This is a genomic window from Microvirga sp. GN3, from assembly GCF_055792825.1.
Window position 1 is genome coordinate 61,328 of the sequence record NZ_JBVVAK010000018.1, and the last position, 21,701, is coordinate 83,028.

The 21,701-nt window shown below is 61.8% G+C and carries 20 protein-coding genes; 13 read left to right on the top strand and 7 right to left on the bottom strand.

The features are described from left to right. Positions 1-29: 29 nt before the first annotated feature. A complete protein-coding gene (locus ACS5Q1_RS11575; RefSeq protein ID WP_473098320.1) occupies positions 30-446 on the bottom strand; it encodes a DUF1236 domain-containing protein in 417 nt (138 codons plus the stop codon). Between the two features lie 464 nt (positions 447-910). On the opposite strand from ACS5Q1_RS11575, the gene ACS5Q1_RS11580 reads away from it, so the two are divergent. Then, a complete protein-coding gene (locus tag ACS5Q1_RS11580) occupies positions 911-1,585 on the top strand; it encodes an AAA family ATPase (protein WP_473098321.1) in 675 nt (224 codons plus the stop codon). A 114-nt stretch (positions 1,586-1,699) separates the two neighbouring features. Here ACS5Q1_RS11580 and ACS5Q1_RS11585 read toward each other — a convergent pair whose 3' ends face one another. Both ACS5Q1_RS11585 and ACS5Q1_RS11590 read right to left on the bottom strand, forming a co-directional pair. Beyond that, positions 1,700-2,983, bottom strand: coding sequence for an O-acetylhomoserine aminocarboxypropyltransferase (locus tag ACS5Q1_RS11585; RefSeq protein ID WP_203443711.1), 1,284 nt, complete (start codon positions 2,981-2,983; stop codon positions 1,700-1,702). 129 nt (positions 2,984-3,112) lie between these two features. Next, a complete protein-coding gene (locus ACS5Q1_RS11590) occupies positions 3,113-3,637 on the bottom strand; it encodes a CoA-binding protein (protein ID WP_473098322.1) in 525 nt (174 codons plus the stop codon). A 49-nt stretch (positions 3,638-3,686) separates the two neighbouring features. Between ACS5Q1_RS11590 and ACS5Q1_RS11595 the strand changes: the two genes are divergently transcribed. After that, complete coding sequence (locus ACS5Q1_RS11595; protein ID WP_473098323.1) at positions 3,687-4,124, top strand: PaaI family thioesterase; 438 nt, start codon at positions 3,687-3,689, stop codon at positions 4,122-4,124. Between the two features lie 12 nt (positions 4,125-4,136). On the opposite strand, the gene ACS5Q1_RS11600 is transcribed toward ACS5Q1_RS11595, so the two are convergent. Next, positions 4,137-4,757: a glutathione S-transferase family protein gene (locus ACS5Q1_RS11600; RefSeq protein ID WP_473098324.1), complete on the bottom strand. Its 621-nt coding sequence runs from the start codon at positions 4,755-4,757 to the stop codon at positions 4,137-4,139. A gap of 290 nt (positions 4,758-5,047) precedes the next feature. On the opposite strand from ACS5Q1_RS11600, the gene rplM reads away from it, so the two are divergent. The 3 genes from rplM to ACS5Q1_RS11615 all read left to right on the top strand — a co-directional run bounded on the left by rplM (position 5,048) and on the right by ACS5Q1_RS11615 (position 8,728). Further along, entirely contained in the window at positions 5,048-5,512 is a 465-nt protein-coding gene (gene rplM / locus ACS5Q1_RS11605; protein WP_203443714.1) for a 50S ribosomal protein L13, read from the top strand. A 4-nt stretch (positions 5,513-5,516) separates the two neighbouring features. Next, positions 5,517-5,993, top strand: coding sequence for a 30S ribosomal protein S9 (gene rpsI, locus ACS5Q1_RS11610; RefSeq protein ID WP_203443715.1), 477 nt, complete (start codon positions 5,517-5,519; stop codon positions 5,991-5,993). A 356-nt stretch (positions 5,994-6,349) separates the two neighbouring features. Then, entirely contained in the window at positions 6,350-8,728 is a 2,379-nt protein-coding gene (locus ACS5Q1_RS11615) for a calcium-binding protein (RefSeq protein ID WP_473098325.1), read from the top strand. A 123-nt stretch (positions 8,729-8,851) separates the two neighbouring features. Here the strand turns inward: ACS5Q1_RS11615 and ACS5Q1_RS11620 are convergent, their stop codons facing one another. Beyond that, positions 8,852-9,055 carry a hypothetical protein gene (locus tag ACS5Q1_RS11620; RefSeq protein ID WP_473098327.1) on the bottom strand — a complete coding sequence of 68 codons (204 nt, stop codon included), beginning with the start codon at positions 9,053-9,055 and terminating at the stop codon, positions 8,852-8,854. Here ACS5Q1_RS11620 and argC point away from each other — a divergent pair. Continuing rightward, positions 9,054-10,004: an N-acetyl-gamma-glutamyl-phosphate reductase gene (argC, locus tag ACS5Q1_RS11625; protein WP_473098328.1), complete on the top strand. Its 951-nt coding sequence runs from the start codon at positions 9,054-9,056 to the stop codon at positions 10,002-10,004. The genes ACS5Q1_RS11620 and argC overlap by 2 nt on opposite strands. A 232-nt stretch (positions 10,005-10,236) precedes the next feature. Here the strand turns inward: argC and ACS5Q1_RS11630 are convergent, their stop codons facing one another. After that, entirely contained in the window at positions 10,237-11,121 is an 885-nt protein-coding gene (locus ACS5Q1_RS11630) for a fumarylacetoacetate hydrolase family protein (protein ID WP_473098329.1), read from the bottom strand. Between the two features lie 383 nt (positions 11,122-11,504). On the opposite strand from ACS5Q1_RS11630, the gene ACS5Q1_RS11635 reads away from it, so the two are divergent. Further along, positions 11,505-12,836, top strand: a complete 1,332-nt coding sequence (locus ACS5Q1_RS11635) for an OmpP1/FadL family transporter (RefSeq protein ID WP_473098330.1) — start codon at positions 11,505-11,507, stop codon at positions 12,834-12,836. Positions 12,837-12,911: 75 nt separating this feature from the next. Here ACS5Q1_RS11635 and phaC read toward each other — a convergent pair whose 3' ends face one another. After that, positions 12,912-14,717: a class I poly(R)-hydroxyalkanoic acid synthase gene (phaC, locus tag ACS5Q1_RS11640; RefSeq protein ID WP_473098331.1), complete on the bottom strand. Its 1,806-nt coding sequence runs from the start codon at positions 14,715-14,717 to the stop codon at positions 12,912-12,914. A 224-nt stretch (positions 14,718-14,941) separates the two neighbouring features. Here phaC and ACS5Q1_RS11645 point away from each other — a divergent pair, with 224 nt between their 5' ends. The 6 genes from ACS5Q1_RS11645 to recJ all read left to right on the top strand — a co-directional run bounded on the left by ACS5Q1_RS11645 (position 14,942) and on the right by recJ (position 21,689). Beyond that, the gene (locus tag ACS5Q1_RS11645; protein WP_473098332.1) at positions 14,942-15,349 is read left to right on the top strand and encodes a hypothetical protein; all 408 of its coding nucleotides are present in this window, start codon (positions 14,942-14,944) and stop codon (positions 15,347-15,349) included. A 43-nt stretch (positions 15,350-15,392) separates the two neighbouring features. Continuing rightward, positions 15,393-16,613 carry an LL-diaminopimelate aminotransferase gene (locus tag ACS5Q1_RS11650; protein WP_473098333.1) on the top strand — a complete coding sequence of 407 codons (1,221 nt, stop codon included), beginning with the start codon at positions 15,393-15,395 and terminating at the stop codon, positions 16,611-16,613. 112 nt (positions 16,614-16,725) lie between these two features. Further along, a complete protein-coding gene (locus ACS5Q1_RS11655) occupies positions 16,726-18,048 on the top strand; it encodes a homoserine dehydrogenase (protein ID WP_203443724.1) in 1,323 nt (440 codons plus the stop codon). A gap of 53 nt (positions 18,049-18,101) precedes the next feature. Then, positions 18,102-19,100, top strand: a complete 999-nt coding sequence (glpX, locus tag ACS5Q1_RS11660) for a class II fructose-bisphosphatase (protein ID WP_203443725.1) — start codon at positions 18,102-18,104, stop codon at positions 19,098-19,100. Positions 19,101-19,264: 164 nt separating this feature from the next. After that, complete coding sequence (locus ACS5Q1_RS11665) at positions 19,265-19,708, top strand: GNAT family N-acetyltransferase (protein WP_473098334.1); 444 nt, start codon at positions 19,265-19,267, stop codon at positions 19,706-19,708. 169 nt (positions 19,709-19,877) lie between these two features. Beyond that, a complete protein-coding gene (recJ, locus tag ACS5Q1_RS11670) occupies positions 19,878-21,689 on the top strand; it encodes a single-stranded-DNA-specific exonuclease RecJ (protein WP_473098335.1) in 1,812 nt (603 codons plus the stop codon). Positions 21,690-21,701 lie beyond the last annotated feature (12 nt).

Sequence of the window (21,701 nt, forward strand, 5' to 3'; positions counted from 1 at the left end):
CCGCCCCGAAACCAAACTTCCACTGGAAATTAGCGGATGACCTGGACGACGCGGCGGGTGCCGGGCTCGACCAGAACCGGGGTATCGTTGACGACCGTGTAGCGATAGTTGGTCACGCCATACTCGGCCGGAACCTCATAATAGGTCACGCCGGCAGCGGGCAGGACGGCGCCTACGCGAACCTCTTCGGCGTAGCGGTAGGACGGAACGCCCTGGGTGATGACATACTGACGGAAGCGGGGTTGAGCCTCGCCGGCCAGACCGCCAACGATCGCTCCGGTCACGCCGCCGACCGCCGCACCGATTGGGCCACCAACGATCGCGCCGCCAACGGCCCCCGTGGCAGCACCGGCAGCGGCACCGCCAGCAGCCGGGTCCTGAGCAAAGGCGCCAATCGGGGCGAGGGCCACAAGCATAGCGCCGGCAAACAAGATCTTCTTGGACATTGATCTGCTCCTAGACTGGTGAAGTCTGGAGCTTAACGGCCAAGCGGAAGGGTGGTTCCGACTCGAAAAACGCGTTTTACAGCAGGAGCTCCAGGTATCGTTTATCGGGTCCAACTTCGTTGCAAAGCTTGAACTGTGCATCGAATATGAAAGTCTAACTGAGAACTGAGCTGGGCAGGTTCAGCGGGCCCACTCCATTCAAAACCTTTAAAAATAAGCTTTTGAAGGGATACTCCGCGACTCATGTCAGAAGCTTGGCGGATCATGCCAGGACCTTCACGAGCCGAGCCCTTTGCGATGAATGGCTTGAAATCGCTCAATCGAATCCTTCGTCCGCGAAAAATCGTAGTGGGAATACGGCAGGAATTAGGAAATCAGTACTTGCTCTGCTACAGGTGAACAATATTAAGATAGGTTAACCCCTAGATTCAGGGCTGTAGGAACAGGCTTATGAGGAGTCAGGCATGAATGTGCTGGTCTTTGCTTCGCGGAAAGGCGGCTCGGGTAAGAGCACGCTTGCTGCTCACCTCGCGAGTTATATCGCCAACCCTTCGCGCCCAACGTTGTTGATCGACAACGATCCGCAGGGCTCCCTGTCTCTCTGGCACAAGATTCGCAATCAGGAATACTTGGGCCTCAAGCATAATACCCGTCATATCGACGATGCGCTCAAGGAAGCGAAGCGCGAGGGTTATGAGTGGGTGCTGGTCGATACGCCGCCGAACAAATCCTCGATCGTCTCCGACGCGATCAAGCACGCCACGCTCGTGATCATTCCGACCCGCGCGAGCCTATTCGACATCGCGGCCCTGCAGGATACGGTCGCCATCGCCCGCGAACATCGCAAGCCTTACGCCGCGGTGATCAATGCCGCTCCGGCGAAGCATAGCGATGTCGAGGCTCATGTGGTTGCCGATGCGCGCGGTGCACTGAACGCGCTCCAGGTTCCGGTCTGGGCCGGCCAGATTACCCATCGTCCCGAGCTGACACTTTCTCTTGCAACGGGCGAGGGCGCACGGGAATACGATGCGAAGTCGCAGGGCGCCGATGAGATTGGGCGCCTCTGGACGGCTCTCGAGCGTTCGCTTAACGCCATCCACAACACCTATAAGAAAGCTGGCGCTTCTCGCGCTGCATAAGTGTTGGATTTCATCTCAACAAAAAGGGCGGCTCTCGGGCCGCCCTTTTTGTTGTCCCAACCTCATGCCCGGCACGACGGGTGAGAATGACCAAAGGCCAGCAGTAGAATCTGGTTACGCCGCGTCCAGCGCCTGATTGAGGTCGTCGATCAGATCCTGCGTGTCTTCGAGGCCAATGGAGAGGCGCACGACCTCCGGACCTGCGCCGGCCTGCGTCTTCTGCTCATCCGTGAGCTGGCGGTGGGTGGTCGAGGCCGGGTGGATTACCAGCGAGCGGGTATCGCCGATATTGGCCAGATGCGAGAACAGCTTGAGGTTCGAGACGAGCTTCACGCCGGCCTCGTAGCCGCCCTTAAGACCGAAGGTGAACACCGCGCCGGCGCCCTTGGGGCAGTATTGCTTGGCGAGGTTGTGATAGCGATCATCGCGTAGGCCCGGATAGCTGACCCAGGACACTTTGCTGTGGGTCGACAGATGCTCGGCGACCGCGAGCGTGTTGTCCGAATGGCGCTGCATGCGCAGCGGTAGGGTCTCGATTCCGTTGAGGATCAGGAAGGCATTGAAGGGCGAGAGCGCCGGCCCGAGATCGCGCAGGCCGAGCACGCGGCAGGCGATGGCGAAGCCGAAATTCCCAAAGGTCTCGCCAAGCACCATGCCGCCGTATTCGGGGCGCGGCTTCGAGAGCATCGGATAACGATCGTCACCTGCGAAGTTGAAGGAGCCACCATCGACGATCAGGCCGCCGATGGAGTTGCCATGGCCGCCGAGGAACTTGGTGGCGGAATGAACGATTATGTCGGCACCGTGCTCGAAGGGCCTGATCAGGTACGGCGTCGCCATCGTGTTGTCGACGATGAACGGAATGCGGTGCTTCTTGGCGATGGCCGCGATGGCCTGAAGGTCGACGATCACGCCGCCTGGATTGGCGATGGATTCGACGAAGATCGCCTTGGTCTTCGGCGTGATGGCGGCTTCGAAGCTCGATGGGTCGTCGGCATTGGCCCAGGCGACGTTCCAGCCGAAATTCTTATAGGAATGGTTGAATTGGTTGATCGAGCCACCATAGAGCTGCTTGGCCGCGACGAACTCGTCGCCGGGCTGCAAAAGGGTATGGAACACCAGAAACTCGGCCGCATGGCCTGAGGCCACCGCAAGGGCTGCGGTGCCACCTTCAAGCGCCGCCACGCGCTCCTCCAGCACGGCGCAGGTCGGGTTGCCGATTCGAGAGTAGATGTTGCCGAAGGCCTGCAGGCCGAAGAGCGAGGCCGCATGGTCCACGTCGTCGAAGACGAAAGAGGTGGTCTGGTAGATCGGCGTCGCACGGGCACCGGTCGCAGCATCGGGAGCCGCTCCGGCGTGGATGGCGAGCGTATTGAAGCCTGGCAGACGGTCGGTCATGGTCGGAGCGTTCCTCTAGGAAATGAAGGCGTTCTATTTAAAGAACGGATCGTTCTTCCGTCAAGGAGCGTATTAGGCAACTCGCGGCGTCACCCCCGGTGGCCGAAGGCCGGGGATGACAAGGGCAATTCAGGGCCGATTGAGGCTGAGCTTCTGGAAGCCCCTCCCTGACAGAACCGGCTTCTTGGCGCTCAGCATCCGCGAATTCACCCCCTGCCAGGAAATCTCACCGGAGAGACGGCCGAACTCGATCTTCGGGCAGCGGTCCATAACGACCTTCAAGCCCTTGGCCTCGGCCTTGCCGGCGGCTTCGTCGTTGCGCACGGAGAGTTGCATCCACAAAACCTTGGGCAGCGGATCGAGCGCCAAAGCCTCGTCCGTGATCGGGCCTGCGGCTTCCGAATTGCGGAAGATCTCGACCATGTCGATGGGACCGGGCACGTCCTTCAGCGAGGCATAGACCTTCTTGCCGAGAAGCTCGCCGCCGGCGAGACCCGGATTGATCGGGATCACATCATAGCCCCGCTCCAGCAGGTACTTGGTGACGATCCAGCTTGGACGGGCGGGGTTCTGCGAGGCGCCGACCAGCGCGATGGTCTTCACGCTGTTGAGGATGCCGCGGATGTAATCGTTCGGATAATTGTCGTGGTTCATGGGTGGAACGTATGGGATAGGGCAGGGCAGTTCAATGAGCATTTGACGCATGGCTTCGCATCACCCGATCATGACCAAGGACGAGTTGACGGTCTTCCTCGACCGGGAATTCCCGCAGATGCATGCGGGCGGGCGCAGTTATTTCGTGGACGAGATCGGACCGCTCTCGGCCCGCATGCGGATGGAATACCACGAGCGCCACCTGCGCCCCGGCGGCACCATCTCGGGACCCGCCATGATGGCGCTGGCGGATCTTGCCCTCTATGCGGCGATTCTCGCCCATATCGGCCCCGTGGTACTCGCCGTCACCACGAGCCTCAACTTCAATTTCCTGAGAAAGCCCGAGCCGCGCGCGCTCATCGCCGAGTGCCGTCTGCTGAAGCTCGGCAAGCGCCTGGCAGTCGGCGATGTCTCGATCTATTCCGAAGGCAGTTCTGACGTGGTCTGCCATGCGACCGGGACCTATTCGATCCCGGATCGTCGTTAGGCTCGTTGCTGCTCAGGCCTTCGGAGGCACAAGAGCATCGTCGATCTCCCGCGCCCGAATGGCGGCAGGACGCGAGCTGATGCGCTGCCAATAGGCCTCGAAGGCGGGCCGTTTCTCCAGAGTGCCGAACATCATGCCCCAGCCGATCTGGGATCCGACATAAACGTCCGCCGCCGTGAAGCGGTCGCCTGCGATGTATTCGGATTGGGTAACGGCATATTCCAGAGCATCGACGACAGTCTCGATGCTGCCGTAGCCGATGGCCCGCTGCCGGTCGGCCGGGACCTCGAAGCCGAAAGCCTTGTTGCTCAGAGCGGCCTCGACCGGGCCTGCCGCGAAGAACATCCAGCGGTAATAGGCGGCCCTGTCTCCCGTCGGCGGCGCGAGGCCGGCCTCGGGAAAGGTATCCGCGAGATAGGCGCAGACCGCCGCGGCCTCGGTGACGATCTTCCCCTTGTGAAGGATCGCCGGCACCTTGCCCATAGGATTGACGGCCAGATAGCCGGGCGCCTTCATCTCCGAGCCGAAAGCGAGAATTTCCGTACGATAAGCGCAGCCCGTTTCCTCCAGCATCCAGCGAACGATGCGGCCGCGGGACATGGGATTTGTAAAGAAGATCAGTTCGTCGGTCATTGGGAGCCTCGTTAGATCTGCGGGATGATATATGCCGTTGCGAGCAAGCATAGCTGTTGTTTGCGCAGAACCAAAATTGACGAGGTAATTAGATACCGCTATTGTGGTATTAAAATACCTTATGCCCGCTAATGCTTGTTTTATAAGGGTTTTATGCGGCCAGGATGGCTGAAAATGCTGTTGACTTCCATACTTGATGTCACTAAACAGCCGTCACTCGCCGCCGCATCTCGCGGCGGTTTGTCGTTTTTCAGAACCTGAGCCATTTGGCTCCAACGGGATACAGCGCAATGAAGACTACGACTTCGCTGAAGCCCGCCGAGGTCGAGAAGAAGTGGGTTGTGATCGACGCGAAGGGCCTTGTTGTGGGCCGTCTCGCGTCCGTCGTTGCCATGCGTCTGCGTGGCAAGCACAAGGCGAACTACACGCCCCACGTCGACTGCGGCGACAACGTTATCGTCATCAACGCCGACAAGGTGGTGCTCACCGGCCGCAAGCGCGAGCAGAAGGTGTACTATCACCACACCGGTTATCCGGGCGGCATCAAGGAGCGCACCGCGAAGTTCATTCTCGACGGCCGCTTCCCTGAGCGCGTGGTCGAGAAGGCTGTGGAGCGCATGCTCCCCCGCGGCCCGCTTTTCCGTCAGATCATGGGCAACCTGCGCGTCTATGGCGGCGCTGAGCATCCGCATACCGCTCAGCAGCCGGAAGTCCTGGACGTCGCGGCCCTCAACAGCAAGAACGTGAGGGCTTAAATCCATGGCGACCCTTCAGTCTCTCGCCGATCTGGGCCAGAACGCCCAGACCGCCGCTCCGGAAGCTCCGAAGCACGTCCAGAAGCTCGACTCGCTCGGCCGCGCCTATGCCACCGGCAAGCGCAAGGACGCCGTCGCCCGCGTGTGGATCAAGCCCGGTTCCGGCAAGATCGTGATCAACGGCCGCCCGGTCGAGGTCTACTTCGCCCGTCCGGTGCTGCGCCTGATCCTGTCGCAGCCGCTGCAGATCGCCCAGCGCGACGGCCAGTACGACATCACCGTTAACGTCGATGGCGGCGGTCTCTCCGGTCAGGCTGGCGCCGTCCGTCACGGCCTCGCCAAGGCGCTGACCTACTACGAGCCGGAGCTTCGCGGCCCGCTCAAGAAGGAAGGCTTCCTGACCCGCGATCCGCGCGTCGTCGAGCGCAAGAAGTACGGCAAGAAGAAAGCCCGCCGCAGCTTCCAGTTCTCGAAGCGCTAAGGCTTATTCAGCCATATGGTTTGGAAAGGGCGGTCCTCGGGCCGCCCTTTTTTGTTTTGGTGCACTTCCGGGCATTGCGGCATCCGGCTCGGGAGGCCTACCGCTACGTGACAGTGATCTTAGGGCGCCGGTGCACGATGATTGGAAGCCGATCACTCGAAAATTGCCGCTCCGGAAGAGGCGTATCAAGGGTTGTGTGTCGTTCGGGAAGATAAAACTTTTCATATATTCTTGAGGCACTTAGCGACTAAAGAATCCCCCAATCCTACATATCGCGAGAGTTCTCTGCTCCCCGGAAATCTGCGCGGAATGCGCTGAACATCGGCAGCGGCCGAGCAAGTAAGAGGGGCAGGCAAATGTACAATCATTATACGCTCGAGGGAGAGTGGGAGCGCTATAACGGAACTTACGGTGGATCCGTCGGCTACGGTGGCGCCGGGGCCGGCACCGGCATCGGCGGCGTAGATGGTGTTGGACCGATCATCATTCATAATGACGGGAGCGTATCGACTGGGAATACGGAAACCAGGCAAACATTGCCCGACGGGACCGTTGTGGTTACGCGCGTGACGAATGATCAGCGAGACCAAGAGGTCAGAAGGCCAGATGGAACTAAGATCTTTACTACTGAATATGCCGGCCATGTCGGTGAGGACGGTTGGTGGGAGTATGCGAAGGTTCAACAAATGATTGAACGCCCTGATGGTACTAGAACTGTCATCTTGGAACGAAACGACGGCTATTACATTGAGATGAATGTTGATCAAAACGGAGTAGTAGAGACTTTTGAGCGTACCCGTGATAATATAGGCTTGACAACAATAGATTATCCTGACGGTAGAAGGGTGGAATTATTAAATATCAACAATCATACCCGTGTAGAAAGATATTCTCATCCAGATGGATCGAGAGATATATTTATACAATACCCAGATAAAAGTATTAGTCAAATCAACATTGGTAAAGATGGTCATTATGAAAGGTTAACTGAATTTGAAGATGGTCGTTTCATAGAGGAAACGGGCCAATTGATTCCTACAGGGCTAAATGAATGGAGCATAGAGCGTCATATTTATGAAGAGAGTGATGAGGGGGCATTTGAAGTCACGCAGACGATCACGAAGTTCCCATTCCTCGATGATTATCTATATGACGTTCAAACGCTCAGGAGGGAGACCGGAGAGGACGGTGTCTTAGAAACGTTTGACAGTTGGAGTAGGTGGACTTTGGACGCTGTAATGCCTGGCGATGGGCGCAGCGACGATCTTATGAATTTTGATGAGTTCCTTGAGTTATTATATCATACGAAGGACGTCGTAGGGGGAAGAAATGCGCCTCCCGTCGGGCAGGGCATCCTGGACGATATGAGTCGGTCCGGAGGGAATTCTCAAAAGCACGGCGTATTGACGATACAATCCGAATCCGTGGTTCAGTATTTCGATGCCCATATCGGCACGAGCGGCGACGATCAGGTTGGCGGGACCGGCCTGCTCTACGGGGGCGCCGGCAACGATCTTCTTACCGGCAACTCCCAAAAGGCCGATCTGCTGGATTGCGGCGACGGTTATGACCGGGTCAACTACCTCTGGGCCGCCGGCGGGGTGACGGCGAACCTGGCGGCTGCCTCGCGCAATACCGGCGCGGCCGCCGGCGACCTTTACGTCGCCATCGAAGGAATCTTGGGCTCCGCCTTCGGGGATCGGCTGACCGGCGATGCCGCGGGCAATACCCTCGATGGCCGCGACGGAGACGACACGCTCGAGGGCGGCGCGGGCGGGGATCTCGTGCTCGGCGGCGAGGGCAGCGACTGGGTGTCCTATGCCGGTGCGGCCAAGGGCGTGAGCGTCAGTCTCGCCGACCGGCGCGGCTATCTCGGCAGCCTCGGCGATGGCGGCGCCGATGCGGTGGGCGACATATATAGCAGCATTGAAAATGTCGAGGGCAGCCAGTCGGGCGACGTGCTCGCCGGCAATGCCGGGGCCAACGTGCTCAAGGGGATCGGCGGCGACGACATCCTGCAGGGGGGATGGGGCGCCGACACGCTCGACGGCGGCGCCGGCTTCAACTGGGCGTCCTACGCCAATGCCACATCCGGAGTGACGGTCGACCTGTCGAACCGGGCGCTCAACACCGGCGAGGCGGCCGGCGATGTCTATGGCGACATCCGCGGTCTGCACGGCTCGCAGCATGGCGACATCCTGACGGCGGATGCGACCGGCAATGCGATCCTGGGCCTGGGCGGCAACGACACGCTGGTCGGCGGGACCGGCGGCGATGCGCTCGAGGGCAGCGAGGGCAGCGACGTGCTCTTCGGTCAAGGCGGTAACGATGTTCTGCAGGGTGGCGAGGGCTTCGACCAGCTCTTCGGCGGCCTGGGCGCCGATCAGCTCAGCGGCGGCGGCGGCGCGGACTGGTTCCGCTTCGATGCCGCCCTGGGCGGCAGCAATGTCGACACCCTGACCGACTTCGTCCAGGGCCAGGATCTGATCGTGCTGGCGCGCGGCGTATTCACAGCATTCGGAGCCGGCAGCGCGGTGCCGTCGCTGACGGCGGTGTCGGCTTCGGCGGTGATGGTGGGATCGGCAGCGACGAGCACGGCGCACCGGCTGGTCTACAACGGCGCCACCGGCGCGCTGTCCTACGACGCCGACGGCGTCGGCGGACTGGCGCAGGTGCAGTTCGCCACCCTGGCCAAGAACATGGCCCTAAACGCTAGTGCTTTCGCGCTGATCTAGCTCGATTGCTGGGGCGAACAACAGAAAAGCCGGCGCCACACGCGCCGGCTTTTGTTCGTGTTACTTGGCAGAGGCATGTCGGATTGCAGCTGCCGGCTCTGTTGACAGGCGAAGTGCGCAGCTTCATAGAGAGACCATGATGATGAGCCTGTTCTTCCGACGCCGTACCACCGCCCGCTCCGCGCGTGCGTGACGATGGCTGTCGTTGAGACGCCTCTCAGGCCGCGCCTCGAGCGCGGCATTTTTATTTTGGCTCCCCATATTCTCTGAAACATTCCGCAGCTTCATCGCCTTGTCAGAGGCGGCAATGATGGATCCGACGACCATGACGACTTTCGCAGACCAGAAGACGGCTACGGTTTTCATCGATGGCGAGGCCGGGACCACCGGCCTCGGCATCCGCGAGCGGCTGAAGGACGTGCCCGGCGTCGCGATCCGCAGCATCGATCCGGAGCGGCGCAAGGATCCGGCGGCCAAGCGCGAGATTCTGGCCGAGGTCGATCTCGTGGTGCTCTGCCTGCATGACGACGCGGCGCGGGAGACCGTGAGCCTCGTCGATGGTCTGAGCGGCAAGAAGCCCCGCATTCTCGATGCGAGCACGGCGCACCGGGTCGCCTCGGGCTGGGTCTACGGCTTCGCCGAACTCGATTCCGCCCAGCGGGAGGCGGTCGCCAAAGCGGACAGGGTCGCCAATCCCGGCTGCTACCCGACCGGCGCCATCGCGCTCATTCGGCCGCTCGTGGATGCGGGCCTCATCCCGGCCGATTACCCGATCAGCGTGAATGCGGTCAGCGGCTATAGCGGCGGCGGGCGCTCGATGATCGAGGCCTATGAGGCCGGCACGGCGCCGGCCTTCGAGCTCTATGGCCTCGGCTTCGAGCACAAGCACGTGCCTGAGCTGCAGAAATATACCGGTCTGACCCGGCGGCCGATCTTCATTCCGTCGGTCGGCAACTTCCGGCAGGGCATGCTGGTCAGCGTGCCGCTTCATCTCGATCTGCTGCCCGGCAAGCCGAAGGCCGCGGATCTCGAGGCGGCTCTCCTGGAACACTACAAGGCCGGCGGACTTGTCAGCGTCGTGCCCACCATCCGGGACGGCAGGAGGATCGAGCGCCTCGAGCCGGAGGCCTTGAACGATACGGATCGCCTGGAACTCCTCGTCTTCCAGCACGACAGCTACAACCATGCTGTTCTGGTGGCGAGGCTCGATAATCTCGGCAAGGGAGCGTCGGGCGCGGCCGTGCAGAACATCCAGCTGATGCTCGGGCTTATGTAAGACCTGTCATCCCCAGTGAGCGAAGCGAGGAAAGGGGATCCACCCACACAGCGCAATGGATTCCCTTCCCCTCCGCTGCGCTCCGGCCGGGAATGGCACTCATCACGTGATCACCGGCCTCGTGCCGGTAATCACGCTCCGAAAGGCGCGGCGCTTCATAGGATCGGATCATAGGATCGAAGTGGCCGGGACAGGCCTGGCCATGACGTAAGCGATTACCTCGGGGTGCCGATCAATGCCCCTTCCAGCTCTTGCTGGTGTCGATCGGCGGTCCCTCGAAGGCGACGAAGCGCTGGCGCTGTTCGCCCAAGCCCTCGATGCCGAGCGACACCACATCCCCTGCCTTGAGGAAGCGCTGTGGCTTCATGCCCATGCCAACGCCGGGCGGGGTGCCGGTGGTGATCACGTCGCCGGGCTCAAGGATCATGAAGTGCGAAACGTAAGCGACGATCTGCGCCACGTTGAAGATCATCGTCTTGGTCGAGCCGTTCTGCACGCGCTCGCCGTTCACGTCGAGCCACATGGAAAGGTTCTGCGGATCGGGAATCTCGTCCTTCGTGACGAGCCAGGGGCCGAGAGGGCCGAAGGTCGGACAGCCCTTGCCCTTGGTCCAGGTGCCACCGCGCTCCAGTTGGAATTCACGCTCCGAGACGTCGTTGCAGACGCAGTAGCCGGCCACGAAATCCAAAGCCTCGTTGGCACCGATGTAAGAGGCTCTCTCGCCGATGACGATCGCGAGTTCCACTTCCCAGTCGGTCTTCTGGGACCCGCGCGGAATGATCACGTCGTCGTTGGGGCCGACGATGCAGGATGGCGCCTTGTTGAAGACGATCGGCTCCGCCGGGATCGCAGCGCCGGTTTCTGCGGCATGATCGGCATAGTTCAGTCCGATGGCGATGAAGTTGCGCACCTGCCCGACGCAAGCGCCGAGGCGCTGGCCGGATGGGGCAACGGGGAGGGTGCTGGGATCCGTCCTGCGGATGCGATCCAGGATCTCGGAGGAGAGGGTCGCTCCGGTGATATCGGCAACAAGGCCCGACAGATCGCGAATCTGCCCACTGGAATCGACAAGTCCCGGCTTCTCTCGTCCAGTTTCCCCAAATCTCACCAGCTTCATCAAGCGCTCCTCTCGTTAGGGCATGGGCATAATTGGCGCGAATGCGCCCTGCTACAATGCACGTTCTAGACGCGAATATGTTGCTGTTTTGCCACGAGGGTGCACAAAAGGTGGAATTTCCACCCCTCCGTTGGAGGTAGCAGAATTCAAGATCAGAGCCGACTATACATCGGTTTACATATGAACCATTCGTCCGCACCTTCAGAATGCTCGAAATTAACAAAGTAATCGATAGTAGAATTCAATAATTATGGACGGTTTTTAGAAATTGTTAATGCGCCGCTTGGAACTCATGAAAAGATTGCGGCCAAAATTAAGCATTGGCACAGTGCGCCCACGACGGGATTCTCCCGTATTAAGAAACATAAGGGCAGGAAAACTCCATGGGTCTTCTCTCTCGTTCTTTGTCACTGGCTGCAGTTTCCCTGGCCGCTCTCATTGCCGCTCAAGGTGGTGCGCAGGCCGGCGCCTTCGCACTCCGTGAGCAGAGCGCCACGGCTCAGGGGTATTCCTTCGCCGGTGCCGCGTCCGGCTCGGGCTATCTTTCCTCGATGTTCTGGAACCCCGCCGTCATCACGATGATGCCGGGCTGGTGGAGCGAGGGCCACGCCTCGCTGATCATTCCGCGGGTCGATATCAATCCGCTGCCTTCCGTCCCGACCTTCGCGCTCGGCGGTTCCGGCGACATCGGCCAGGACGCGTTCCTTGCGGCAGGTTACAGCTCGTACCAGATCAACGACATGTTCTGGGTCGGTCTGTCCACCACCTCGCCCTATGGCCTCGTCACCGATCCGCGTCAGAACTGGTCCGGTCAACTCTATTCGCGCTCATCGCGGATTTTCTCCGTGAACGTCAATCCAGTCGTGGGCGTGAAAGTGAACGACTGGTTCTCCTTCGCCGTAGGTCCGTCGCTGCAGTATTTCGACATCACCTTGAAGCGGGCGGTGCCGTTCCCGGGCGCTCCGGCAGCATCGGCGACGTTGCCCGGCGCCCCGAGCGCGATCCTCGACGGTGATGACATCGGCTTCGGCTTCACGGCCGGTGTGACGATCACTCCGTTTGCCGGTACGACGATCGGTATCGGCTACCGTTCGCAGGTCGAGCATGAGCTCGAAGGAAACTTGAAAGCCCCGTTCGGTTCCATCGGACCTTTCGCCAGCCTTCCGATCACCGCGAAGCTGAAGACGCCCGACCAGGTCACCATCGGTCTCTCGCAGGTCATCACGCCGGCCGTCACGGTTCACGCCGGCTTCGAGTGGACGAACTGGAGCGTTCTCAAGACGCCCCTCGTGATCGGCCCCGGCGGTGCTGCTGTCACCGATATCCCGCTCAACTACGAAGACGGCTACTTCTACTCCCTGGGCTTGGACTACAAGGTGAACGACCAGTGGATCGTGCGCGCCGGTGTGGCTTACGAGCAGTCACCGATCGATACGCAAATCCGCTCTACTCGCCTGCCCGACAACGACCGCATCTGGGCGTCGATCGGTGCCACCTACCAGTGGAACGACAAGCTGTCGTTCGACGTCGCTTACACTCACATCTTCACCAGGGAGACCGATATCCGCATCCTTCCCGGACATCAGGACTTCGAGGGGCTTCCCTTCGTGGCTGATGTGGACTCGGATACCGATATCATCTCGGCGGCGGTGCGCTATCGCTGGGACGACCCGAAGGTCGCGATCCCGGCCGTTCCGCTCGTTCGCAAGAATTGAGCTCTCCCGAATTGACAGCAAGAAGGCCGGCAGATTTGCCGGCCTTTCTTTTTGAGGATCTTCCGAGGGCGGACTTTAGGATTTCGCCAGAACGTAAGTGCCGGGCGCGTCGCCGAGCGACTTCAGCTTGCCGCCTCCAGGCTCCCGTGCCGGCACCATCCGCGGCGCCTGGGCTTTGATCCATTCAAACCAGTAGGGCCACCAGGAGCCGATAGTCTCCGAGGCCTGTTTCATCCAGTCCTCCAGTTCGCCCTCGACGGGACCGCCGGTCCAGAACTGGTATTTCGGCTTGCTCGGAGAATTGACCACTCCGGCAATATGGCCGGACCCGGCAAGAACATAATCGACCGGTCCGCCGAAGGCTTTTGAGCCGACGAACACGGAGAGGGCGGGGGCAATATGATCTTCCTTTGTCGCCAGATTGAAGATCGGCACCTTCACCTTCTTCAGATCGAGCGTTACACCTGCAAGCTCCATCTCGCCCTTGGCGAGCTTGTTCTCGAGATAGCAGTTGCGCAGGTAGAACGCGTGGTTCGCCGCCGGCATGCGGGTCGAGTCGGCATTCCAATAGAGCAGGTCGAACGGGAAGGGCGATTGTCCCTTCATGTAGACATTGACCACGTAGGGCCAGATCAGGTCATTGGGCCGCAGCATGTTGAAGGCATTGGCCATGCGCGAGCCTTCGAGGTATCCGCGTTTCTTCATGGAGGCCTCGATACTGCGGACCTCGTCCTCGCCGGCAAAGATCTTCAGATCGCCCGCATGGGTGAAGTCTACTTGCGCAGTGAAGAAGGTGGCGCTGTCGATCCGCTTGTCGCGCTTGGCCGCCATGTAGGCGAGAGTAGTGGCCAGCAGCGTTCCGCCGACGCAATAGCCGATCGCCGTCACTTTCTTTTCGCCGGTGGCCTGTTCGATTGCATCCAGCGCGGCGAAGATGCCGTCGACCATGTAATGCTCGAAGCCCTTTTCGGCATGCTGCTCTGCCGGGTTGACCCAGGAGATGCAGAACACGGTGAGCCCCTGCGAAACCGCCCAGCGGATGAAGCTTTTCTCCGGATTGAGATCGAGAATGTAGAACTTGTTGATCCAGGGCGGCACGATCAGCAGCGGCCGTTTGAGCACTTTCTCCGTTACAGGCGTGTATTGAATCAACTCGATCAGATCGTTGCGGAAGATCACCTTGCCCGGTGTCGTGGCGATGTTCACGCCGACCTTGAAATTGCTCGTGTCCGATTGACGGATTTTCAGCTCGCCGCCGCCCGCCTCGATATCCTCCGCCAGCATGGTCATGCCGCGCACGAGATTGGCGCCATTCTCGCGCAGGGTTTCGCGGATCAGTTCCGGGTTGGTCAGGAGGAAGTTGGACGGCGAGAGCGCACTGGAGAGTTGCTTGAGGTAGAACTGCGCCTTGTGCCGCGTGCGCTCGTCGAGCCCGTCCGCATTCTCCACGAGGTCTTCCGCCCAGCGGGAAGAGATGAGATAGGCCTGTTTCAGGAAATCGAAGATCGGGCTCTCAGACCATTCCGGGTCCTTGAAGCGGTTGTCCTTGGGCTCCGGCTCCGCCACCGGTTCGGCGGATTCACCCTGCGCACGTTTCAGGGTCGAAGCCCAGAGAGACAGGAATTGCGTTCCGAGGCGGGATTGGGCCTCAAAGCTCTTCTGCGGGTCGCTCATCCAGGATTCGGCCACGCGGCCGAAGGATCTGATGGCTTCCGAGGTATCGCTTGAAAGATCGGGTGGGGTTTGGCCTTCCTGGACGGGTTTGAGGTAGGCGGCGGCAGCCTTGCCGGCTCCCTCGATGAAGCGGGCCATGTTGCGGGAGAGTTCCTCGAAGTCCGGGGTAGGGCCTTGAGTCTTCTCTTCACCGTATGGCTTGTCCATAAGGCGATCTCCCTCTATCGCAGCAGCATTGCTCGCAAGCCGCATTTCCGACATCCTAGCGCATCGTGCGGAAAAGTGGATCCGGTTTTCCGCTCCCACGATGCGCCAGGTAGGTTAAGAAGCATCGGATGGATCCCAAAAGTGGATTCCACTTTTGGGTCCGATGCTTTAGCGTTCGACCCGTCGGATATGCCAGAGTCATGTTACAGTTCTTAGGTATCACAATGCGTACGAAGTGCTTTCCGATCCGCCGCGCCTCGGTTGTTGTCGTGGCGATGCTCGCCGTCGGCGTCGTTGCCGGCTGCAACAGCAATCCTGTACGGGATGTGGCAACTGCAGTCGGGGCCGGTCCGCAGATGGCGCCGACGCCCGATTTCGTCGCCCGGTCCCGGCCGGCCAATTTGGACTACATGCCGATCGGAACGCCGGCCCCTGCGCGTCCGACACCGGCGCGTACGGCCGATGAGATCAAGGCGGCCGAGGCGGAACTCGACGCGTTGCGCGCCCGGAACGAGGCCGCCGGCGCCGCGGCCGCCGAACTCGGTAACACGCCTCCTCCCGAGCCCATCAAGCTTCCGGCCAACACGTCGCAGCAGACGCGGCAGAAGACGAATTCCAAGAGAACGCCTTAGAACCTATACCGGAATCATGTGATTCCGCCCGAGGACGAGACCTATGCCTGACTTTTACCGGATTAAGCGCCTTCCGCCTTACGTCTTCGAGCAGGTCAACCGCATCAAGGCCGCGGCCCGGGCCAACGGCGCCGACATCATCGACCTCGGGATGGGCAATCCGGATCTCCAGGCCCCCCAGCACGTCATCGACAAGCTCATTGAGACCGTCGGCAAGCCGCGCACCGACCGCTATTCCGCCTCCAAGGGCATCGGCGGCCTGCGCCGCGCCCAGGCCGGCTATTACGAGCGCCGCTTCGGCGTGAAGCTCAACCCGGATACGCAGGTGGTGGCGACGCTGGGCTCCAAGGAGGGCTTCGCCAACATGGCCCAGGCGATCACCGAGCCGGGCGACGTGATTCTGGTGCCGAACCCGAGCTACCCGATCCATGCCTTCGGCTTCCTGATGGCCGGCGGCGTGATCCGCTCGGTGCCGGCCGAGCCGACGCCGGAATTCTTCGTCGCGGCCGAGCGCGCCGTGGCCCACTCGATCCCCAAGCCGGTGGCCCTCGTCGTCTGCTATCCGTCGAACCCGACCGCCTATGTGGCCTCCCTCGACTTCTACCGCGATCTCGTCGCCTTCGCGAAGAAACATGAGCTGATCCTGCTGTCGGATCTCGCCTATTCGGAGGTCTATTTCGACGAGTCCAATCCGCCGCCGTCGATCCTGCAGGTGCCGGGCGCCATCGACGTGGCGGTGGAATTCACCTCGATGTCCAAGACCTTCTCCATGGCCGGCTGGCGCATCGGCTTTGCGGTCGGCAACGAGCGCCTGCTGGCGGCGCTGGCGCGGGTGAAGTCGTATCTCGATTACGGCGCCTTCACGCCGGTCCAGGTCGCCGCCACCGCCGCCCTCAACGGCCCGGACGAGTGCATCCGCGAGATGCGCGCCACCTACAAGCGCCGCCGCGACGTGATGGTCGAGTCCTTCGCCAAGGCCGGCTGGCAGGTGCCGGTGCCGACCGCCTCCATGTTCGCCTGGGTGCAGATCCCGGAGAAGTTCCGGTCGCTGGGCAGCCTCGAATTCTCCAAGCTGCTGGTGGAGAAGGCCGATGTGGCGGTCGCGCCCGGCATCGGCTTTGGCGAACATGGCGACGACTACGTGCGCATCGCGCTTGTGGAAAACGAGCAGCGCATCCGTCAGGCGGCGCGCAACATCCGCAAGTTCTTCGACAATGCCGACCAGACCCTCCATAACGTGGTGCCCATGGTGCGTCGGGGCTGATCCTCGCCTGACGGGATCGTGATATCCGCCGGGCCGAGGAACCGTGTCTGCATGGACATGGGACCCCGGCAGTCGTAAAAGCAGCCCGACATTTTTTGAGGAGCTGTTGTTCGTGACACGTCCCCTTCGGGTCGGCATTGCCGGCCTCGGCACCGTCGGCGCATCGGTCATTCGCATTCTCGACCGCCAGAACGAGGCCGTCGCCCAGCGCGGCGGACGGCCGGTTGAAGTCGTGGCGATTTCGGCCCGCGACAGAACCAAGGATCGGGGCTTCGATCTCTCCCGCTTCACGTGGTTCGACAGCCCGGTGGAATTGGCGCGCTCGGCCGATGTGGATTGCGTGGTCGAGCTGGTCGGCGGTGCGGATGGAGCGGCGCTCGAAACGGTGCAGACAGCTTTGTCCCTCGGCAAGCATGTGGTCACCGCCAACAAGGCGCTGCTTGCCAAGCATGGTCTTGAACTGGCGAGACTGGCCGAAGAGAAGGGCGTGTCCCTGGCTTTCGAGGCCTCCGTCGCGGGCGGCATCCCGATCATCAAGACCCTGCGCGAGGCTCTGCCTGCCAACCGGATCTCGCGTCTTTACGGCATCCTGAACGGCACCTGCAATTATATTCTCTCCCGCATGGAGCTGGAGGGCCTGACCTTCTCCGAATGCCTGAAGGATGCACAGCGCCTGGGTTATGCGGAGGCCGATCCGACCTTCGACGTCGAGGGTTTCGATACGGCCCATAAGCTCGCGATCCTCACCAGCCTTGCTTTCGGCACCGAGATCGATGCGGACGCGATCTATGTGGAGGGCATTTCCTCCATCACGCCGCTCGACCTCGCCATGGCGAAGGAACTCGGCTTCCGCATCAAGCTTCTGGGTGTTGCCGAGCGCACCAAGACCGGGATCGAGCAACGCGTGCACCCGACCATGGTGCCCCGGACCTCATCCATCGCCCAGGTCATGGGCGTGACCAACGCCGTGACCATCGATGCCGATGCGGTGCGGGAGTTGACGCTCATCGGGCCGGGGGCAGGGGGCGATGCGACCGCTTCCGCCGTCGTGGCCGACATCGCCGATGTCGCCACCGGCACCGTACAGCCACTCTTCGGCTCCCCGGCGGATCGGCTGGAAAAGGCGCAGCGCGCCCCCATGCAGCGCCATGAGGGCGGCTATTATGTTCGCCTGACGGTCCATGACCGTCCAGGTGTTGCCGCCGGCGTCGCCACGCGCATGGCCGAGGCCGACATCTCGCTGGAGAGCATCCTGCAGAAGCGCTCGGAGATCGCTGCAACCAAGGACCCGCACGGGCGGTCAGGTGCGCCGGTGTCCCTGGTGCTCATCACCTATGCGGCCACCGAGGCCTCGATCCGCTCGGCTCTGGAAAAAATCTCAAGGGATGGTCTTATCGCCGAGCCGCCCCAAGTCATTCGCATCGAACGCGAGTAACTCAACACCGGCCCTCGGGCCTTAAGACGATCACAAGAGGAGACGACAAGTCCATGTCGCAAGGCATTACCGTCCAACCGGGCCAAATCATCGAACGCATCCTGACCCTGGAACTCGTCCGCGTCACCGAGCGCGCGGCGGTGGCCTCCGCCAGGCTGCGTGGCCGCGGCAATGAGAAAGCCGCCGACCAGGCCGCCGTGGACGCCATGCGTCGTGAGCTGAACAAGCTTCCCATCGACGGCACCGTGGTGATCGGCGAGGGAGAGCGCGACGAGGCGCCGATGCTCTTCATCGGCGAGAAAGTCGGCAACAAGCAGGGCCCGAAGGTCGACATCGCCGTCGATCCGCTCGAAGGCACCACGCTCTGCGCCAAGGACATGCCGGGCTCCATCGCCGTCATGGCCATGGCCGAGGCCGGAACCCTGCTGGCTGCTCCCGACGTCTACATGCACAAGATCGCGGTCGGGCCGGGCTATCCCGCCGGCGTCATCGATCTCGATGCTTCGCCGGAGGAGAACCTGCACAGTCTCGCCAAGGCGAAGGGCGTGAAGGTGAACGAGTTGACCGCCCTCGTGCTCGACCGTCCGCGCCATGCGGATCTCATCGCGGCGATCCGCAAGACGGGCGCCGGCATCCGCCTGATCTCGGACGGCGACGTGGCCGGCGTAATCTTCACGACGAAGCCCGCGGAAACCGGCATCGACATCTATCTCGGCATCGGCGCGGCGCCCGAAGGCGTGCTGGCGGCCGGCGCCCTGCGCTGCATCGGCGGCCAGATGCAGACCCGTCTCATCCTCGACACGGAGGAGAAGCGGTCCCGCGCCCTCCAGATGGGCGTGACCGACCCCAACAAGAAATACGACATGACGGACCTTGCCCGCGGCGACGTGATCGTGGCGGCAACCGGCGTGACCGATGGCGCGCTGATCAAGGGCGTGCATTTCAGCAAGGACGTGATCACGACGGAAACCGTGGTCTACCGTTCCGCCACCGGCACCGTGCGCCGCATCTATGGCGAGCACCGCGAACTGGCGAAGTTCCACCTGGACTAATTCGCTTCAGGCACGGACCATAGTCCGTATTACGTCATGGCCGGGCTTGTCCCGGCCATTCACGTTTCAGGGGGCGTGCAAAAGGCGTGGATACCCCACACAAGGCCGGGCACGATGGAGCAAATCCGTGGAATGATGAGGATCGGACAGAAGTGGAAAAACCTATGATTCAAATCCGTCCCTTCACCGCGGGAGACCGGGATGCCTGGGAGCCGCTCTGGCAGGGCTATCTGACGTTCTACAAATCCTCTGTGCCTGCCGAGGTCACGGAGACGACGTGGCGCCGGTTCCTCGACCCTGCGGAGCCCATCCATGGCCTTGCGGCCGTTCTCGATGGCAGGATCGTCGGTATTGTGCATTACCTCTACCACCGATCCACCTGGACCATGGCCGATTACTGCTACCTGCAGGACCTGTTTACGGCCGAGGAGGCACGGGGGCAGGGTGTGGCGCGGGCCTTGATCGAGGCCGTGTATGAGAAGGCAAAGGCCCATGGCGCAAGCCGGGTTTATTGGCTGACGCACGAAACCAACACGACCGCCCAGGCGCTCTACGACAAAGTCGCCAGCCGCAGCGGCTTCATTCAGTACCGCCATCTGTTTGGATGATGTCCTGTCATCCACGGCGAGCCGCAGGCGAGGGAAAAGGGATCCAACCCACACAGCGCCATGGATTCCCTCCTCCTCCGCTTCGCTCCGGCCGGGAATGACAATGCGGAGAAGGTGCGATCATTCTCCCAGGATGCTTTGACCACAATTCGCGGCTAAGAGTCCCGCTGTGACCGAATCATCTCCTCTTCTCCTGCCGAAACCCTTCCTGGGCGTCACCAATTCCGCCCTCGGGCGCACCTGGGTCGAGCGCTGCGATGCCGCCCAGGGCACGATCGCACTTGCCATCGCCCAGACCCATGGCCTGCCGGACGTCCTGTCCCGCGTGCTCGCAGGGCGGGGTGTGGGCATTCATGACACCGAAGGCTTTTTGAATCCGCGCCTGCGCGATCTCATGCCCGATCCGCATGGACTCACCGACATGGAGGTTGCCGCCTCCCGGCTGGCCGATGCAGTGCTGCGCAACGAGAAGGTGGCGATCTTCGGCGATTACGACGTGGATGGCGCTTGCAGCGCGGCGTTGCTCGCCGAGTATCTGCGTGCCTGCGGATTGGACTACACCATCCACATCCCCGACCGGATCACGGAAGGCTACGGCCCGAATGTCGCTGCTATCCGGAGCCTGAAGGAGCAGGGCGCTGATATCCTGGTGACGGTGGATTGCGGCACCGCCAGTATCGAACCTTTGGCCGAGGCGAAGCGCCTTGGCCTCGATCCCATCGTTCTCGATCACCACCAGGCGCCGGAGCAGCTGCCAGAGGCGCTCGCCATCGTGAACCCGAACCGCCAGGACGATCTTTCGGGCCTCGGCCATCTCTGCGCGGCCGGCGTGGTGTTCCTGTTCCTCGTCGCCCTCAACCGGGTCTTGCGGCTGCGCAGCTTCTTCCAAGGGCGGCCTGAGCCGGATCTGATGGGCAGCCTCGATCTCGTGGCCTTGGCGACCGTTGCCGACGTGGTGCCGCTCATCGGTCTCAACCGGGCTTTCGTGCGCCAGGGCCTCGCCATCATGAAGAGCCGCCGACGGGTGGGTCTGGCGGCGCTCCTCGATACGGCAGGTCTCGCCGGGGCGCCGGAAAGCTGGCATCTCGGCTATCTCGTCGGACCTCGCATCAATGCCGGCGGGCGCATCGGCGACGCGGCTCTGGGATCGCGTCTGCTACTGACGGAGGATGCTGTTCAGGCCGGGCGCCTCGCCGCCGAGCTCGACAGGCTCAACCGCGAGCGCCAGGCCATCGAGGTCGTCGCCGTGGCCGAAGCCGAGGCTCAGGCCATGATGGCGCTGGAGCGCATGCCCGATCTGCCGGTTCTCGTGACCGCTTCGGCCGAGTGGCATCCAGGTGTCGTCGGCCTGATTTCCGCCCGCACCAAGGAGCGGTTTCGACGCCCGGCTTTCGCCTTTACCCTGAATCCGGACGGCACGGCGACCGGCTCGGGCCGCTCGGTGCCCGGCGTCGATCTTGGGTTTGCAGTGCGGGCGGCCGTCGATGCAGGGCTCGCCATCAAAGGTGGCGGCCATATGATGGCGGCCGGCGTGACCATCCAGGCCGTCGATCTGGAGCAATTCCTCGCCTTCATCACTGAAAAGCTCATCGAGCCAGTGAGCGCGACGCGGCTTCGGGACAATTTCGCCATCGATGCGACCCTAACGGCTGCCGGCGCTCAGCCTGCCGTCGTCACTGCCCTGGAGCGGGCAGGGCCGTTCGGCCAGGGCCAGCCGGAGCCGGTCTTCGTCTTTCCGCAGCATCGCCTCATTGAAGCGCGGGAGGTCGGCAGCGGCGGGCATATGCGTGTGAAGCTTCGTGGTGGCGATGGCAGTTTCATCGGCGGAATCGCCTTCCGCGCCGCTGGTCAGCCGCTCGGAAATATCTTGTCTCAGGCTATCGGCAACCCGCTTCATGTGGCGGGTACTCTCTCCATCGATCGATGGGGCGGCAACGAAAAGGTCGAGGTTCGGATCATGGATGCGGCGAGGCCGGAATAATTCAAATCTGGT

What these genes read in the sequence shown, in the direction of transcription:
- ACS5Q1_RS11575 (WP_473098320.1), bottom strand. Translation starts at nt 446, where the DNA reads ATGTCCAAGAAGATCTTGTTTGCCGGCGCTATGCTTGTGGCCCTCGCC.
- ACS5Q1_RS11580 (WP_473098321.1), top strand. Translation starts at nt 911, where the DNA reads ATGAATGTGCTGGTCTTTGCTTCGCGGAAAGGCGGCTCGGGTAAGAGC.
- ACS5Q1_RS11585 (WP_203443711.1), bottom strand. Translation starts at nt 2,983, where the DNA reads ATGACCGACCGTCTGCCAGGCTTCAATACGCTCGCCATCCACGCCGGA.
- ACS5Q1_RS11590 (WP_473098322.1), bottom strand. Translation starts at nt 3,637, where the DNA reads ATGAACCACGACAATTATCCGAACGATTACATCCGCGGCATCCTCAAC.
- ACS5Q1_RS11595 (WP_473098323.1), top strand. Translation starts at nt 3,687, where the DNA reads ATGGCTTCGCATCACCCGATCATGACCAAGGACGAGTTGACGGTCTTC.
- ACS5Q1_RS11600 (WP_473098324.1), bottom strand. Translation starts at nt 4,757, where the DNA reads ATGACCGACGAACTGATCTTCTTTACAAATCCCATGTCCCGCGGCCGC.
- rplM (WP_203443714.1), top strand. Translation starts at nt 5,048, where the DNA reads ATGAAGACTACGACTTCGCTGAAGCCCGCCGAGGTCGAGAAGAAGTGG.
- rpsI (WP_203443715.1), top strand. Translation starts at nt 5,517, where the DNA reads ATGGCGACCCTTCAGTCTCTCGCCGATCTGGGCCAGAACGCCCAGACC.
- ACS5Q1_RS11615 (WP_473098325.1), top strand. Translation starts at nt 6,350, where the DNA reads ATGTACAATCATTATACGCTCGAGGGAGAGTGGGAGCGCTATAACGGA.
- argC (WP_473098328.1), top strand. Translation starts at nt 9,054, where the DNA reads ATGACGACTTTCGCAGACCAGAAGACGGCTACGGTTTTCATCGATGGC.
- ACS5Q1_RS11620 (WP_473098327.1), bottom strand. Translation starts at nt 9,055, where the DNA reads ATGGTCGTCGGATCCATCATTGCCGCCTCTGACAAGGCGATGAAGCTG.
- ACS5Q1_RS11630 (WP_473098329.1), bottom strand. Translation starts at nt 11,121, where the DNA reads ATGAAGCTGGTGAGATTTGGGGAAACTGGACGAGAGAAGCCGGGACTT.
- ACS5Q1_RS11635 (WP_473098330.1), top strand. Translation starts at nt 11,505, where the DNA reads ATGGGTCTTCTCTCTCGTTCTTTGTCACTGGCTGCAGTTTCCCTGGCC.
- phaC (WP_473098331.1), bottom strand. Translation starts at nt 14,717, where the DNA reads ATGGACAAGCCATACGGTGAAGAGAAGACTCAAGGCCCTACCCCGGAC.
- ACS5Q1_RS11645 (WP_473098332.1), top strand. Translation starts at nt 14,942, where the DNA reads ATGCGTACGAAGTGCTTTCCGATCCGCCGCGCCTCGGTTGTTGTCGTG.
- ACS5Q1_RS11650 (WP_473098333.1), top strand. Translation starts at nt 15,393, where the DNA reads ATGCCTGACTTTTACCGGATTAAGCGCCTTCCGCCTTACGTCTTCGAG.
- glpX (WP_203443725.1), top strand. Translation starts at nt 18,102, where the DNA reads ATGTCGCAAGGCATTACCGTCCAACCGGGCCAAATCATCGAACGCATC.
- ACS5Q1_RS11665 (WP_473098334.1), top strand. Translation starts at nt 19,265, where the DNA reads ATGATTCAAATCCGTCCCTTCACCGCGGGAGACCGGGATGCCTGGGAG.